This window comes from Streptomyces sp. NPDC058086 (genome assembly GCF_042885015.1).
GTDB lineage: Bacteria > Actinomycetota > Actinomycetes > Streptomycetales > Streptomycetaceae > Streptomyces.
In genome coordinates, this window is sequence record NZ_JBHVST010000079.1 from 16,625 (window position 1) to 31,918 (window position 15,294).

Annotated in this window: 16 protein-coding genes; 3 read left to right on the plus strand and 13 right to left on the minus strand. The window is 69.7% G+C overall.

The features are described from left to right. Positions 1–86 precede the first annotated feature (86 nt). The gene (gene pyk / locus ACFVWD_RS40980; protein ID WP_389603046.1) at positions 87–1,520 is read left to right on the plus strand and encodes a pyruvate kinase; all 1,434 of its coding nucleotides are present in this window, start codon (positions 87–89) and stop codon (positions 1,518–1,520) included. Between the two features lie 210 nt (positions 1,521–1,730). Here the strand turns inward: pyk and ACFVWD_RS40985 are convergent, their stop codons facing one another. The 4 genes from ACFVWD_RS40985 to ACFVWD_RS41000 all read right to left on the minus strand — a co-directional run bounded on the left by ACFVWD_RS40985 (position 1,731) and on the right by ACFVWD_RS41000 (position 6,047). Continuing rightward, positions 1,731–3,044: a hypothetical protein gene (locus tag ACFVWD_RS40985; RefSeq protein WP_389603047.1), complete on the minus strand. Its 1,314-nt coding sequence runs from the start codon at positions 3,042–3,044 to the stop codon at positions 1,731–1,733. Further along, the gene (locus tag ACFVWD_RS40990) at positions 3,034–3,657 is read right to left on the minus strand and encodes a DUF6114 domain-containing protein (protein ID WP_389603048.1); all 624 of its coding nucleotides are present in this window, start codon (positions 3,655–3,657) and stop codon (positions 3,034–3,036) included. Before ACFVWD_RS40990 ends, ACFVWD_RS40985 begins: the two co-directional genes overlap by 11 nt. A 120-nt stretch (positions 3,658–3,777) precedes the next feature. Then, positions 3,778–4,410, minus strand: a complete 633-nt coding sequence (locus tag ACFVWD_RS40995) for a DUF6230 family protein (protein ID WP_351701515.1) — start codon at positions 4,408–4,410, stop codon at positions 3,778–3,780. Between the two features lie 659 nt (positions 4,411–5,069). After that, entirely contained in the window at positions 5,070–6,047 is a 978-nt protein-coding gene (locus ACFVWD_RS41000) for a tetratricopeptide repeat protein (protein WP_389603049.1), read from the minus strand. A 278-nt stretch (positions 6,048–6,325) separates the two neighbouring features. Between ACFVWD_RS41000 and ACFVWD_RS41005 the strand changes: the two genes are divergently transcribed. Continuing rightward, on the plus strand, positions 6,326–6,952 hold the full coding sequence (locus tag ACFVWD_RS41005) for a TetR/AcrR family transcriptional regulator (protein WP_389603050.1): 627 nt from the start codon (positions 6,326–6,328) through the stop codon (positions 6,950–6,952). A 142-nt stretch (positions 6,953–7,094) separates the two neighbouring features. On the opposite strand, the gene ACFVWD_RS41010 is transcribed toward ACFVWD_RS41005, so the two are convergent. The 4 genes from ACFVWD_RS41010 to ACFVWD_RS41025 form a co-directional block, all read right to left on the minus strand. Then, a complete protein-coding gene (locus ACFVWD_RS41010; protein ID WP_389603051.1) occupies positions 7,095–8,795 on the minus strand; it encodes a methylmalonyl-CoA mutase in 1,701 nt (566 codons plus the stop codon). 74 nt (positions 8,796–8,869) lie between these two features. Beyond that, complete coding sequence (locus ACFVWD_RS41015) at positions 8,870–9,208, minus strand: DUF3817 domain-containing protein (protein ID WP_099920619.1); 339 nt, start codon at positions 9,206–9,208, stop codon at positions 8,870–8,872. 98 nt (positions 9,209–9,306) lie between these two features. Next, entirely contained in the window at positions 9,307–9,816 is a 510-nt protein-coding gene (locus ACFVWD_RS41020) for a MarR family winged helix-turn-helix transcriptional regulator (protein WP_389603052.1), read from the minus strand. 11 nt (positions 9,817–9,827) lie between these two features. Further along, positions 9,828–11,192 (minus strand): MFS transporter, encoded by a 1,365-nt coding sequence (locus tag ACFVWD_RS41025; protein ID WP_389603053.1) that lies wholly within the window; start codon positions 11,190–11,192, stop codon positions 9,828–9,830. A 141-nt stretch (positions 11,193–11,333) separates the two neighbouring features. Between ACFVWD_RS41025 and ACFVWD_RS41030 the strand changes: the two genes are divergently transcribed. Further along, complete coding sequence (locus ACFVWD_RS41030) at positions 11,334–12,320, plus strand: DUF5937 family protein (protein WP_389603054.1); 987 nt, start codon at positions 11,334–11,336, stop codon at positions 12,318–12,320. A 71-nt stretch (positions 12,321–12,391) separates the two neighbouring features. On the opposite strand, the gene ACFVWD_RS41035 is transcribed toward ACFVWD_RS41030, so the two are convergent. The 5 genes from ACFVWD_RS41035 to ACFVWD_RS41055 all read right to left on the minus strand — a co-directional run bounded on the left by ACFVWD_RS41035 (position 12,392) and on the right by ACFVWD_RS41055 (position 15,248). Next, the gene (locus ACFVWD_RS41035) at positions 12,392–13,036 is read right to left on the minus strand and encodes a TetR/AcrR family transcriptional regulator (RefSeq protein ID WP_389603055.1); all 645 of its coding nucleotides are present in this window, start codon (positions 13,034–13,036) and stop codon (positions 12,392–12,394) included. Then, positions 13,033–13,689 (minus strand): DUF4166 domain-containing protein, encoded by a 657-nt coding sequence (locus ACFVWD_RS41040; RefSeq protein ID WP_389603072.1) that lies wholly within the window; start codon positions 13,687–13,689, stop codon positions 13,033–13,035. The genes ACFVWD_RS41035 and ACFVWD_RS41040 overlap by 4 nt, the downstream gene beginning before the upstream one ends. A gap of 23 nt (positions 13,690–13,712) precedes the next feature. Continuing rightward, on the minus strand, positions 13,713–14,462 hold the full coding sequence (locus ACFVWD_RS41045; RefSeq protein WP_389603056.1) for a hypothetical protein: 750 nt from the start codon (positions 14,460–14,462) through the stop codon (positions 13,713–13,715). Positions 14,463–14,610: 148 nt separating this feature from the next. Further along, positions 14,611–14,904, minus strand: a complete 294-nt coding sequence (locus ACFVWD_RS41050; protein ID WP_389603057.1) for an MTH1187 family thiamine-binding protein — start codon at positions 14,902–14,904, stop codon at positions 14,611–14,613. Beyond that, positions 14,901–15,248 (minus strand): DUF3817 domain-containing protein, encoded by a 348-nt coding sequence (locus ACFVWD_RS41055; protein ID WP_389603058.1) that lies wholly within the window; start codon positions 15,246–15,248, stop codon positions 14,901–14,903. The genes ACFVWD_RS41050 and ACFVWD_RS41055 overlap by 4 nt, the downstream gene beginning before the upstream one ends. Between the last annotated feature and the right edge of the window lie 46 nt (positions 15,249–15,294).

The following is a 15,294-nucleotide window of genomic DNA, read 5'->3' on the forward strand; positions in this document are numbered from 1 at the left end:
CAACCTCACCTGAGCGGCAGCGCGCCCCTTTGTATCTTCCGCCAGACGGAATATTCCGTAGCGAAACAAACCGATAGGATCGCCCTATGCGCCGTTCGAAAATCGTCTGTACTCTCGGCCCCGCGGTCGACTCCCACGAGCAGCTCGTCGCGCTGATCGAAGCCGGCATGAACGTGGCCCGCTTCAACTTCAGCCACGGCACGCAGGCCGAGCACCAGAGCCGCTACGACCGGGTCCGGGCCGCCGCGGCCGAGACCGGCAAGGCCATCGGCGTCCTCGCCGACCTGCAGGGCCCGAAGATCCGTCTGGAGACCTTCGCCGAGGGACCCGTCGAGCTGGTGCGCGGTGACGAGTTCACCATCACCATCGAGGACGTGCCCGGCGACAAGCACATCTGCGGCACGACCTACAAGGGCCTGCCCGGTGACGTCTCCAAGGGCGACCCGATCCTCATCAACGACGGCAACGTCGAGCTGAAGGTCGTCGAGGTCGACGGTGCCCGGGTCAAGACGGTCGTCATCGAGGGCGGTGTGATCTCGGACCACAAGGGCATCAACCTGCCCGGCACGGCCGTGAACGTACCGGCGCTGTCCGAGAAGGACGTCGAGGACCTGCGCTTCGCGCTGCGGATGGGCTGCGACATGGTCGCCCTGTCCTTCGTGCGTGACGCGGGCGACGTGAACGACGTGCACAAGGTGATGGACGAGGAAGGCCGCCGGGTCCCCGTCATCGCCAAGGTCGAGAAGCCGCAGGCGGTCGAGAACATGGAGGCCGTCGTCGCGGCGTTCGACGCCGTCATGGTGGCCCGTGGTGACCTGGCCGTCGAGTACCCGCTCGAGAAGGTCCCGATGGTGCAGAAGCGCCTCGTGGAACTGTGCCGCCGCAACGCCAAGCCGGTGATCGTCGCGACCCAGATGATGGAGTCGATGATCACCAACTCCCGCCCGACCCGCGCCGAGGCCTCCGACGTCGCCAACGCGATCCTCGACGGCGCCGACGCGGTCATGCTCTCGGCCGAGTCGAGCGTGGGCGCGTACCCGATCGAGACGGTCAAGACGATGTCGAAGATCGTCGTGGCGGCCGAGGAAGAGCTCCTCTCCAAGGGTCTGCAGCCCCTGGTCCCCGGCAAGAAGCCGCGCACGCAGGGCGGTTCGGTCGCCCGTGCCGCCTGCGAGATCGCCGACTTCCTCGGCGGCAAGGGCCTGGTCGCCTTCACCAAGTCCGGTGACACCGCCCGCCGGCTCTCCCGCTACCGCGCGGCCCAGCCGATCCTGGCCTTCACCACCGACGAGGGCACCCGCAACCAGCTCGCGCTGAGCTGGGGCGTCGAGTCGCACGTCGTGCCGTTCGTGAAGAGCACCGACGAGATGGTCGACCTCGTCGACCACGAGCTCCAGAAGCTCAAGCGGTTCAACGACGGCGACATCGTCGTGATGACCGCCGGCTCGCCCCCCGGCGTCCCCGGCACCACCAACATGGTCCGGGTGCACCACCTGGGCGAGAGCGGCCGCACCGCCTGACCCGCGGCCCCCGTACGCCACTGAGGGCGCCTCCTGCGACAGGGGGCGCCCTCGGTGTGTGCTGATCACGGGTGGTTACGGCAGCACGTCGGCCGACTGCTGATACGCCTCCGGGCTCACAGGACTGTGGCCCGGCCCTCCGACTGAGCGGAGGAACCGGGCCACAGTCCTTTGTGCGGCTCCCGAACGGGTCTTGGTCGTGACCGGCCGTCAGCCGGTCACGTACTGGTGCAGCCCGGGTATGGTCAGCGTGCCGCCGAACTGGCCGGCCTGTACGACCTTCACCTTGGTGAAGTAGATCAGCGGTATGTTCAGCGGCGGCGGGTTGTCCGGGCTGAACGTGATCGGGATCAGGCCGAGCAGGTTGCCGGAGATGCTTTCGGTGTACATCACCGTCTTGCCGTCACGGATGGTGGACGTCGTACCGCTGCCGGCCTGCACGTGGTACGTCTTGCCGGACTGCTTGTCGTTCACCGTCTGGTGCAGGTCGCCGATGTCCGTGCCGTCGGAGATGACGTACTTCAGGACCTTCTTGACGGTGCCGTTGGCGGTCTTCACCTTCACGATGCCCTGGTAGTCCGCGCCCTTGAGGAGCAGCGAACTGGCGTTCAGGTACCAGGGGTCGTCGGGCAGGGTCACCGGGTTGTCGACGCCGCCCTCGGCGTCGGTGGCGACCGGGCAGTCCGCCGCGTTGGTGGTGGAGCTCGCGGACGGGCTGGGGGACGAGGTGGCCGCGTCGGTCGCGTCCTTGAGCGCCTTGGTGGTGCCCTCGGCCGCCTTGGTCGCCGTGTCGGTCGTGTCCTTCACGGTGTTCTTGACCGTGTCGGCGACCTTGCCGGTGGTGTCCTTGACCGTGTCGGACGTGGTCTTGTCGCCGGAGTCCTTGGTCGCGCTCGCCGAGGCGGGCGCGGAGGCCGACGGCGTGGAGCTCGCGGTGGCGCTCGCCGTGGAGTCGCTGCCGCCGGTGAAGATGCCCGTGATCGCGTCGCCGATGGTGCCCAGCAGGTCGCCCCCGCTGCTCGCGGACGCCGACGGGGTCGCCGCGGTGCCGCCGCCACTGCTCTGCGCCGACTTGCTCGCGGACGGCGTCGGCGTGGACCCGGCCTTGTCGTCGGAACCTGAATCCGACGAAGAGGTCTTGTCCGGCGACGAGGACGCACTGGCCGAGGGGGTCGGCTCCGGCTTGTCGGCGGACGCGGAAGCGCTCGCCGAGGAAGAGGAGGACGCCGAGGCGGAGGGGGTCGGGCTGGCCGACGTGTCCTTGCCGTCCACGGCCTCGACGCACTTCTGGTACTCGTCGGCCGTCAGGCTCTTGGCGGGCGAGTGGTCGTCGGCCTGGGCGAGTGTCGGCGTGAACCCCATCCCCATGAGGACCGCGGTCGGCATCGCCGCGATGGCGACGGCCTTGCCCGCGGGCACGTGGAACCTGGTGAACAGCGGCTTCCTCGGGGCCGCGTGACGCGGCCCGGTTCTCACCCGGGACTCGTCCACCTCGGTCCCGCGGATCACCTCGTCAGCCGGCACTGTGCCTCCCGTTCGCCCCGTGAGCGGAGCTCATTCCTGACAGGTCCCTGGGCTCGCCCGACTCGTCGGCGACCGCGGGGCCCGCGCTGTCGGCACCGTGCTGGATGCCCGTGGACTCCGGGCTCTGCGGCAGGTGCGGGGTGTTCGGGGTGGTGTCGAGGGCGTCCGGGGCGCCGCCCTCACTCTTGTGCGCCGGCGCACCCTGTTCCTCGCCGGGCTCGCCAGGAACCCAGGAGACCGCCATCGCGCCGCCGGTCATGGCGAAGAGGAAGCCGATGAGGAAGCCACCGAGGTTGGACACCGGGATGGAGACCAGCGCGAGCAGGATCGCGGCGACCCCGGCGAAGGTCCGTACGTGCTTCTGGAACCAGAGACTGATGCCCAGGACCCAGAGCAGCACGCCGATGATCAGGGAGCCCGCGCCGGCGGTGGTGGACATCGCCAGCGTCAGATGGCCGATCTGGAGGTTCGCGTACGGGAAGTAGGCGATGGGGAAGCCGCCGAGCAGGATGAACAAGCCGGCCCAGAACGGGCGATCGCCCCTCCAGGTACGGAAGTTCCGCCGGAAGACTTGGAGGTAGTGCTCGCTCTGCCCGGGTGACTCGGCGCTCATGGAAACGGCTCCCTGGAACGGCTTTACTGTGTGGCGTACGCGCTTGAGTAGTTCACGTACTGCGGGAAAAGGTGGGGCGGGCGGGGCAGCTGCCGGCTCCCCCGCCCGCCCCTGGAGTGCCTAGTAGCACTCCTTGACGCCCTTGGACAGCGACATCTTCAGGCCGCTGAGCTTGAACGTACCGGCGGTGGTCGCCCACGCCGTCTGCTTCACATCGGTCAGGTCGGCAGAGTCGGCCTGCTGGGCGAATCCGTACGGGTTCGCCTGGTCGCCCTTGCTGATGCCCGGACCCTTGCTGGCGTCCTTGGCCGCAACACCGATGTCGATGTTGTGGAACACCGCGTCGGCCTGCAGGTCCTCGACGTCGATGTACAGGTTCTCGGCCTGGACCGGCGTGCCACCGCCGCCCGCCTTCAGGACCAGACTGACCGATCCGAGCAGCGGGATGTTCGGGGTGACCACGGACTGGCACATGTTGGTGATCGACGCGGACTTGAACGCCGAGACCGCGACGGGGTGAGCCGTCTTCTGACCGTCGAGGGTGTACCCCGAGTCGATGGCTCCGTACTGCGAGAAGCCTTCTCCGTGGAGCGAGTCCGCCGTCACCTTGAACGACTGACCCGACACACTGAACGACGCGGCGAGAGCGCCCTGCGCGAGGGCGACACCTATCGCTGCCGTGGCGGCCACGCTGGGCACCATCACGACCGCGAACCGCTTCCATCTGGTCCCGCCACGCACCTGGGACTCCATATTTCCTCCTTCTCGGACGTACATCTCCTGGCCCTGACTGACCCATGTCGGCGGCTCAGCCGGGCAGGGATGGGAGAAGTGCTACGTCCTCGGGAAGGAGAGCGCCCGTACTCGTCGAGCGCCAACTGCGCCCGACATCACCGGCGATCACCCCCGAGCGACAACCACTGGTCGCGCCTGACACGCATCACGCACAACCTGCTGGACAGGCTCCGCCGAACGGCAGAGACCCCCCTGTCCAAGGGCCGGCGCCACTGCCGCCGCCCCTACTCGGTGGGGACCCAGAAAACCCCTTGACCCGATTGGTTGTCGGGGTAGGGGGGAATGGACCGAGCGTCGCCGATCGTGGTGCATTCTCGCCGCCCGCACAAGGGGGTTCGTTACTGGCTAGTAACGGCCGGATAACCGAACAACGACCCGGCGGTATCGGTCGACAACTCTGGGTGGCACCAAGGGGGACACCAAAACAGTTGATCCATGGACAAAATCCGACAGATCAACGCCCCTGACTTACTCCAAGTAACAGCGGCCGCGTTTACCAAGTTTTGGTAAAGCGCGGCCACCTGCCGCTCTCTCGGCAAATCTTTCACCTGGGCATCACACGCCCCGGCGTTTAGGAACAGGTCAGAACACCGGGCGGAACCCGGTCCGGGAGCCGATCAGAACAGCGCTCTCGCCAGCGCCCGGCGCGCCGCGATCACCCGCGGATCGTCGCCACCCACGACCTCGAAGAGCTCCAACAGCCTCAGCCGTACGGCATCCCGGTCGTCGCCCGCCGTGCGCTGCACCGTGTCGATGAGCCGCCCGAACGCGTCTTCGACGTGCCCGCCCACCAGGTCGAGGTCCGCGGCCGCGATCTGCGCCGGTACGTCCTTGGGCTTCTCGGCGGCGTCCTTGCGCACCTGGAGCGGGTCGGCGCCCTGTACGCGCTGCAGCAACTCGGCCTGCGCGAGGCCGAGCTTGGCCTCCGTGTTGCCCGGGTCGTCGCTCAGCACGTTCTTGTACGCCTGTACGGCACCGCCGAAGTCACCCGCGTCCAGGGCCTGTACGGCGGCCTCCAGGAGCGCGTCGTAGGGCCCTGCGGGCACCTCGTGCACCGCCGGGGCGCTGTCGGGCTCGGCGTCGGGGTCGACGGTCACGCCGGTGAGGCCGAAGCGCTGCTCGGCGACCTCGACGAGCTGGTCGAGGGTCCCGCGGATCTGCGCCTCTGCGGCCGCACCCTGGAAGAGCGGCAGGGCCTGCCCCGCCACGACGGCGAACACGGCCGGGATCCCCTGGATCCCGAACTGCTGCATCAACATCTGGTTGGCGTCGACGTCGATCTTGGCAAGGACGAACCGTCCGTTGTACTCGACGGCCAGCCGTTCGAGCACCGGGCTCAGTTGCTTGCAGGGCTCGCACCACTCGGCCCAGAAGTCGATGACGACCGGGACCTCGGTGGACCGCTGAAGGACATCGCGCTCGAATCCCGCCTCGTCGACATCGATGACGAGGCCGGCGGGAGACACGGCCCCGCCTCCGCCGCCCTGCCTGGCCGCTTCGGCGCGCGCCTGCTCCGCCTTCGCCTTGGCCTCCTGGGCCGCCTTCACCGCGGCGAGGTCGACGACTCCGCTCATGGACATGTTCCGTGGCTGCATGAGTACATCCTCCCCCTTCCTCGCGCACGTGTGAAAAGCGCTGTGAAAGCCGGGCCGCTTTACGACGCGACCCGACTCGATCCGTGCTGTCGGGCACCGGGTCCCCACCCGGCGCCAGTGGTTGTCACCCGTCCACGAGTCACCGTGTACGAGCTTTCGCTACGGCTCGTAGCGTAACTGTCCCACGGCTCCCCTGTCCGCCATACCCCGGTGATCTCCCTCACGACTTCACACAACCGCCTGATTTGGCCGCCCGGGACGGCGGATAAGGTCCTGACATGCAGAGTCGCACCACCACCCCCCGCACGGGACGCCCGCGCAGCGCTGCCGCGGACGCCGCGATCCTGAAGGCGACGCGGGCGGCGCTGGTCGAACTGGGCTGGTCCAAGCTGACGTTGGGGGACGTGGCGACGCGGGCCGGGGTCGCCAAGACGACCCTTTACCGTCGCTGGGCGGGCAAGAACGAGCTCGTGGTCGACGCGGTGGCCGTCCTCTTCGACGAACTGGAACTCCCCGACCGCGGGAGCCTCGCCGCCGACATCGAGGGCGTGGTGCTTCAGTTCGCGGCGCTCCTGAACCGTCCCGAGACCGCGACGGCCCTGATGGCGGTGGTGGCCGAGTCAACCCGTGACGAGCCGCTGCGCGAACGCATCCGCACGTCCATCGTCGACCGCCAGAAGCGGCTCGTCGTGGAGGGGCGGGCCCGGGCCACCGCGCGCGGCGAGCTCCCTCCGGAGTCCGACCCCGAGGTCGCCGCGCGTACGGCGGACCTCATCTTCGACGTGGTCGCGGGGGCGGTGGTGCACCGCACTCTCGTCAGCGGGGAGCCGGCTGACGAGGAGTGGGTCCGCGCGTTCACCCAAATGCTCCTCCTGGGCCTGACCGGCACAACACCCACCACCTGACCCAACTCTCCTCGCCCTCGAACGCCGGACGGGCCGAGGCGTTCAGGGGCGCGGGGAACTGCGCGACCGGCCCCCACACACCCGCACACAAAGGACTCCGCCCGGCCGGGGCATCCGGGGTCCGGGGCGGAGCCCCAGGGGGTCAGAAGCCTGCCGGTTCCGTGTACACACCCCACTCGTCCCGGAGCACGTCACAGATCTCGCCGAGCGTGGCCTCGGCCCGCACCGCATCCAGCATGGGCACGATCATGTTCGACCCGTCCCGCGCGGCGGCAAGCATCGCGTCCAGGGCGGCCCGTACGCGCGCGTCGTCGCGCCCGTCCCGCCGCACTCCCAACTCCCGTACCTGCTCCCGCTCCACTTCGTGACTGACCCGCAGGATCTCCAGATCCCCGGTCACGGACCCGTGATGGACGTTCACGCCCACCACCCGCTTGTCACCCTTCTCCAACGCCCGCTGGTACTGGAACGCCGACTCGGCGATCTCCCCGGTGAACCAGCCGTCCTCGATGCCCCGAAGGATGCCGGAGGTGATGGGACCGATCGGGTGCTGCCCGTCGGGATGCGCCCGCAGCCCCCGCTCCTTGATCTGCTCGAAGATCTTCTCCGCGTCGGCCTCGATCCGGTCGGTGAGCTGCTCGACGTACCAGGAACCGCCCAGCGGGTCGGCGACGTTGGCGACGCCTGTCTCCTCCATCAGCACCTGCTGCGTCCGCAGGGCGATCTCCGCGGCCTGCTCGGAGGGCAGCGCGAGCGTCTCGTCCAGCGCGTTGGTGTGGAGGGAGTTCGTGCCGCCGAGAACCGCCGCGAGCGCCTCCACCGCCGTACGGACGACGTTGTTGTACGGCTGCTGCGCCGTCAGCGAGACACCCGCGGTCTGCGTGTGGAAGCGCAGCCACTGCGCCTTGTCCGACTTCGCCCCGTACACGTCCCGCATCCACCGCGCCCAGATCCGCCGCGCCGCCCGGAACTTGGCGATCTCCTCGAAGAAGTCGAGGTGCGCGTCGAAGAAGAAGGAGAGGCCGGGGGCGAAGACGTCCACGTCGAGGCCGCGCGAGAGCCCCAGCTCGACGTAGCCGAACCCGTCCGCCAGCGTGTACGCCAGTTCCTGCGCGGCCGTGGAGCCGGCCTCCCGGATGTGGTAGCCGGAGACGGACAGCGGCTTGTAGGCGGGGATCTTCGCGGCGCAGTGCTCCATCAGGTCGCCGATGAGGCGCAGATGCGGCTCGGGCTGGAAGAGCCACTCCTTCTGGGCGATGTACTCCTTGAAGATGTCGGTCTGGAGGGTGCCGTTCAGGACGGACGGGTCGATGCCCTGCCGTTCCGCCGCGACCAGGTACATGCAGAAGACGGGTACGGCCGGTCCGCTGATGGTCATCGACGTCGTGACGTCACCCAGCGGGATGTCCTTGAACAGGACCTCCATGTCGGCCGCCGAGTCGATCGCGACCCCGCAGTGCCCGACCTCGCCGAGGGAGCGCGGATCGTCGGAGTCGCGTCCCATGAGCGTCGGCATGTCGAAGGCGACCGACAGTCCGCCGCCGCCCGCGGCGAGGATCATCTTGTAGCGCTCGTTCGTCTGCTCCGCGTTCCCGAACCCGGCGAACTGGCGGATCGTCCACGTACGCCCTCGGTAGCCGGTCGGGTACAGGCCGCGGGTGAAGGGGTACTCGCCGGGCCAGCCGATCCGCTCGAAGCCGTCGTACCTGTCCCCCGGCCGCGGTCCGTACACCGGCTCCACCGGATCACCGGAGAGCGTGGTGAAGTCGGCCTCACGCTTGCGCGAGGTGTCGTACCGGGCCTGCCAGCGGCGGCGGCCCTCTTCGATGGGGTCAGCGTCCATGCTTCGAATTTACTAGGACGTCCTAGTAAATGTCGATGGGGAACCGCCACGGACCACTCCCGTGGCGGTAAGGGTCAGGCCTTGGCGACCACGGGAGAGTCCTCCGCGATCTTCGACTCCAGCTCCTGGGTGATCTTCCGCTCCACGAAGAATGCGGCCGTCGGAATGGTGCCCGCGAGCAGCACCCACAGCTGCTTGCCGACCGGCCACTTCGCCTTGGAGCCCAGGTCGAAGGCGAAGACCAGGTAGACGACGTAGAGCCAGCCGTGCGCGATGGCGACGACGCGGGTGAAGTCCACGGCACCGTTCATGTCGAGCACGTACTTGGCGATCACACCGAGGGTCAGCAGGACCAGCAGCACACCGGTGACGTAGGCCATCACTCGGTAGCGGGTCAGCACGCTCTTCTTCATGGGGATGAGCGTAACGACCCCTTTTGCGCGATCTACGAGCACCCCCGCCCCGGCGCGTCTCCGCCCCTGTGCTCCTGCGTCCCTCGTCTATTCCTCGTCTATTCCTCGTCGAAGTCGCTCGCGGCGATGCGCAGGGGCCGCAGCATCGCGAAGATCTCCGCGCACTCCTCGGAGTCGTAGGCCCCGAGCCCGAAGTCCATCGCCATCAGGTCGCGGGTCGCCGCGTCACAGACCTCACGGCCCTTCTCGGTGATGGAGGCGAGCGTGCCGCGCCCGTCGTTGGGGTTGGGCCGCTTGTCGACGAGCCCGGACTTCACCAGCCGGTCCACGGTGTTCGTGACGGAGGTCGGGTGCACCATGAGGCGCTCGCCGATCTTGGACATCGGGAGCTCGCCGGCCTTGGAGAAGGTGAGCAGGACCAGTGCCTCGTAGCGCGCGAAGGTCAGTCCGTACGGCCTGACGACCGCGTCGACCTCGGCGAGCAGGATCTGGTGCGCGCGCATGATCGAGGTGATCGCGGCCATGGACGGCACGGATCCCCAGCGCTGCTTCCAGAGTTCGTCGGCGCGGGCGATGGGATCGAAGGCAAGACTGAGCGGCTTCGGCACGGCATAAGACCTTACCCGCCGGTCATATGCTGGTCAGCCCCGTCTCGCCTTTCGGTCCCGGTCCCCTCTGCGGCGGGGGTCGCGGCCCCTTCCGTACGCCGCGCCTCCACCGCCAGCAGGACGCAGCAGACGGTGCCGAGCACCCCCGCGCCCGCGACCGTCGCCCGCACCCCGGCGAACTCCGCCGCCACCCCCGACAGCGCCATCCCCACCCCCTGGACGGTCATCAGCCCGGCGGTGTTCAGGGTCATCGCCCGCCCTCGCAGCTCCTCGGGCACGGCCCGCACGAACCACTGGTCCAGGCCGAGCGAGTACGCGGATCCGGTGCCCGCGAGCAGCAGCAGGACCAGCGACCAGCCGAGGTCCGGCCGCAGGAGGTAACCGACGTACGGCAGCAGGGTGACACAGACGAGCGGGAGGGCGAGCCGGGTGCGGGTCGCGGGCCGCAGCCTTGAACCCGCGTACAGCTCCCCCGCGATCGTGCCGACCGGCAGGGCGCACATCAGCAGGCCGAGCCCGGCCGATCCGGCGCCGAGCCCGTCGGCGTAGGGCGCGGCCAGTGCCTCCGGCGCGACGGCGAACATCGGCGGCACCCAGAACAGCAGGAGCAGGGCCCGTACGCGCCGGTCGGCGAGGATCTGGCGGGTACCGCGGAGCGAGTCCTTCACCAGCGCACCCCCCTGACGGGCGCGCGCGGGCCGTCGCCGGGTGCCGAACCGCAGCACCGCGGCGGAGGTCAGGAAGGTGCACACCGTGATGAACAGCGCACCCCGCGGTGACACGACGGTGAGCAGCACGCCGCCGAGCCCGAACCCGGCGAGCAGCGCGCCCTGCGAGACGATCCGCAGCAGGGAGCGGCCCAGTACGAACAGGTCTCCGTCGCCGAGGACATCGGTCAGCGTCGCCGTCCGCGCCCCCTGGAAGAGCGGTGAGACGACGGCGAGCGCGCAGCGCATGGCCAGCAGTACGGCGATGGGCGCGCCCGGCACCACCATGACGGCCACGCAGCCCGCGCACACCAGGTCGCACACCACGAGGACCCGGCGGGCCGGGAAGCGGTCCGCGGCGCCGGCGAGGAGGGTGCCGCCGACGAGGTACGGGAGGAAGCCGAGCGCGAACGTCAGGGCGCTCATCAGGGGCGAGCCCGTCAGGTCGTAGACCAGGACGGACAGGGCGAGCTCGCTGACCACGAGCCCGAGCAGCGAGAACGCGTGGGCGGCGAAGACGGCGCGGAACTCCCGTACGGCGAAGACTCGGCCGTATCCCGTGGCTTCGGGCGCGTTCGGTGGGGTGGTCGGTGAGGCGTCCTGCGGGGTGGTCGGTGGGTCGGGGAGCGTCGTTGTGGCCTTCGTCTCCGCCATCTCTGCTTCCGGCATGGGCAACAGCGTGCTCACCCGTCGGGCCGGCCCGTAGAGTTTCGGCTCCAGCCGAATCTTCAGGTCAGATCTTCAGCTCAGATCTTCAGGTCAGATCTTCGTGCCGAATCCTCAGGCCGAATCTTCAGGGGGTGCCGTTCCTTGCCTTCGCTTCTGCACTTCGGGGAGGACGACCTCCTCAACTGCCGATTCGCCGTGTCGCCCCTGTGGGAGACGCAGGAGGCGGTCCGCACGCTCAACCGTCCCGCGCGGCACGGCTACCACGCGCACTGGCTGCGCCGTATCCGCGCGGCCGCCGCCGGACTCGACCTCGCACCGCTGTGGCTGCTGATGCCGCAGCGGGGCTACTGCCCCGACTGGCTCTGCCCGCCCCCGATCGGTCCGGCGGCCACCTTCGAGGAGGAGATCGCCGCGGTCCGCGCGGCCGACCCAGAGGCGGCCCGCGAGGAGGCCGCGAGGTCGCTCGCGGACACTCCAGGCGCTCTCGAATCATCCCGAGGCCGGGCGCTGTTGAAGGACCCGACGCGCATGGTCCAGGAGCTGGCCGACCTGATGGAGACGGCCTGGCACGCGCTCGTCGAGCCGGACTGGCCGCGGCTGCGCGCCCTGTTGGAGGCGGACATCGCGTTCCACTCGCGGCGGCTCGCGGAAGTCGGTCTGGGCGGGCTGCTGCCGGAGATAGACCGTCGGTTCGGCTGGCGCTCCCACACGCTGACCATCGAGTGGAAGGGCCGGCACGAGCGGGACCTCGCGGGCCAGGGCCTGATTCTGGTGCCCAGCGTCTTCATCTGGCCGGAGGTGGTCAGCTCCTTCGATCCCCCCTGGCAGCCCACGCTCGCCTACCCCGCCCGCGGCATCGGCGGTCTGTGGGCCGAACCGACGGACCACACTCCCGACGCCCTCGTGCGACTCCTCGGACGGGGCAGGGCCACCGTCCTCACGGCCCTGGACGAACCCACCACCACAACAGCCCTCGCCCACCGCCTCCGCCTCGCCCCGTCGTCCGTCTCCGCCCATCTCACGGTCCTGCGCGCCGGAGGCCTCCTCACCTCACGCCGCTACGGCCACCAGGTCCTGTACGAGCGCACTCCCCTGGGGATGGCACTCACATCGGCTCCGGAGCGATAGCCCTCCGACGCCCGAGGCGAAGCCGTTCGGACCGGAGGGGCGCCAGGGGGCGGGGCTGACGAAGGCGTCGGTCAGTTGTGGGGGGTGTGGGGGGTGTGGCGGCGCAGGTGATGGCGGATGGCTCGTTGGGCGACCGGGCCGAGGGTGTCGAGGGCGGTGACCAGGGCGGCCAGTTGTTCCAGGGCGTCGAGGGCGGCCCGGGAACCCTCGGGGTCGACCCCCTCGTACAGCTCGATGCCGACGAAGGACGCGGCGACGGCACGCGCCAGCCCGGCGGGATCGGCGAACTCGCCGAGCGGGGTCGGCGCGAGGACCCGGACCAGGACCCGCTCGATCTCGGTGATCCACAGGTCCAGCCCCGCCGAGGTCGCGGGCGCCAGACGCGCGTCCGTCTGCGCCCCGGCGAGGAGCTGCCCCAGGACGGCGACATGCCCCTCGGCCCGCTCCACCTCGTGCATCTCCCGCCCGAACGCGAGGAGTTCCGTCAGCGACCCGACCTCGGCGAGCCGTTCCCGGTAGTTCGCGACCCGCTGCTCCGCCCCGTACCGGACCGCGGCCGACAGCAACTCGTCCACGGACCCGAAGTGGTAGAAGACGAGGGCCTGGTTGACCCCGGCGGTCGCCGCGATCGTACGGGCCGAGGTCTTCGCGATCCCCTGCTCGGTGAGCGTCCGCAGGGCGCCCTCCAGCAGTTTCGCCCGGGTCGCCTCGCTCACGCGCGCGCCTCCTCGCGGACGGGCCGCAGTCCGGGCCGGACCCCGCGGGTACGGACGTCGGTGTACGTCGCCCGGAAGCTGCCCTCGTAGCCGAAGAGCGGACCGAAGTGCCGGTTCACGACCCGGACCTGGATGTGGAAGCGGCCCGTGGAGTCGTCGAAGGACTCACGTACCTCGGCGTCGGCGCCGATGAGTTCGGGGACGCGGACGTCCACCGGGCCCTCACGGAAGCGGTGTTCGCCGGAACGGATCAGCAGGGAACCGTCGGGCTCGGCACGGAAGTGCAGTTCGCTGGCGAGGTGCTGATGCGTGCCGAGGTAGTCCAGGACGCGGTCGCCCTTGGGGCTCAGCACCATCTGGGCGTCGAAGCGGCGGGAGCGGCCGGGCAGGTCGAAGGTGCGCACGAAGCTCACCGTCTCACGGCCGAAGGTGTCGGCGTAGGGCACATTCTCGATCATGAAGGGCACGTTCCGGCCCCCACGCGGGACGAGGATGTTGCGGGTGCCGCCGAGGACGAGGAACGGCTTCACGAAGCCCCTCCCGTGCCAGACGCGGTCCATGACGCCGTGGCCGGTGCACACCTCGCCGCCGGCCAGGCCCACGGAGAAGCGCCGCCGCAACTCGGGGTGGAGACGGTCGAAGTCGGCGCCCATCGCGGTGCGGAAGATGGAGGGTGTCACCGCTGCTCCAGGGTGGCGAGGACGCGCGGGGCGCGGACCCGCGCGATCGCGGTGCGCTGGCAGCGGCGGGCGGCCGGGGTACCGGACAGCGGAGGCGCGAAGAGGGCCAGGAGGGCGGCGACGACGGCCAGTACGGGGGTCGAGTAGAGGGCGAGCGGCGCCAGCGGGCCCGCCGCGTCCACGAGCGCGCCGTACACCGTGCCCGAGCAGGCGGCCAGCAGGACGAAGCCGCGCACGGCGCACTCGGCGAGCCAGTGGCGCAGCGCCCGCTCCGGCGTGATGCCCCGCTCCAGCCAGATCCGCAGCCGGTCGAAGGACCAGGCCGTGGCCCAGCCGATGAGGGGGCGGAAGAAGAGCCGGTCGGCCACCGCCCCGAAGCGGCCCCAGCGCGGGCGGTAGTCGTACCCGGTGAGGAAGCGGACGCCGTCGGCGTCGGGGACGTAGCGCCAGTAGCCGCTGCCCTCGGCGAGGAGGGAGAGCGGGTGCGGGGAGGCGAAGCGCAGGGCGGAGGTGCGGGTGCCGTCGGGACGCTCCTTCTCCCCGGCGCAGGCGCCGGTCCCGGCGACGGTCAGGAAGGGCAGCACCCGGGTGGCGTACCGGAAGCGCTGCGGCTCGCCCTCGACGCGCGGGAGGTAGTCGATGGAGGTGAACCTCAGGTCCCAGCGCTGATGCTGCGCGGGGTCCTGCGTCCGTGCCCACAGGTCGTCGAGATCGCCTCGTACATGTGTCTCTACGTAGAGCCCCATTTACCGAACCCCCAGATCAGTGACCACTTTTGAGCGATCGCTCAATCAACGCGCCTGAGATTACCGGGCTTTGAGCGATCGCTCAAACAGTCGGGCGCGAGAAACCCCGGCCCACAGGACCGGGGTTTCGGGTCTTCTCGCCGAAGGCCTACGCGGACAGGTGCCGCTCCACGGTCTCCACCTTGGAGGTCAGACCGTCCGTCACACCGGGGCGGATGTCCGCCTTCAGGACGACGGAGACGCGCGGCGCCCGTGCCCCGACGGCGGCGACGGCGCGCTTGACCACGTCCATCACCTCGTCCCACTCCCCCTCGATGGAGGTGAACATGGCATCGGTGCGGTTCGGCAGCCCCGATTCACGAACGACCCGGACGGCGTCGGCGACGTACTCCCCCACGTCCTCGCCGACACCCAGGGGCGTCACGGAGAAGGCGACGATCATGAGGACTCCACGACTCCCTCGCGGCGGGCGCGGGAGGCGATGACCGCGTCCTCACTCTCGCGCCGGAGCTTGCGCTCGGCGAAGAAACCGCCGGTGGGCAGCACGGAGAGGACGAAGTAGAGGGCCGCCGTCTTCTTGCTCCACTTGGCGCGGCTCCAGGCGTCCGCCCAGAAGATCACATACAGGATGAAGAGGATCCCGTGGATGGAACCCATGACGGGCACCCCGTTGAAGTCCGTGGTCCGCTTCAGCACCGAGCACAGGAGCAGCAGCAGGAAGGAGACGGCCTCGGGGGCCGAGACCAGGCGGAGGCGGCGGAGGGCGGTGGCGGTCTTTATGTCCACGGGTCACCTTCGGTGGGAGATTCGCTTTCGGCGGGGAGCCGCTTTG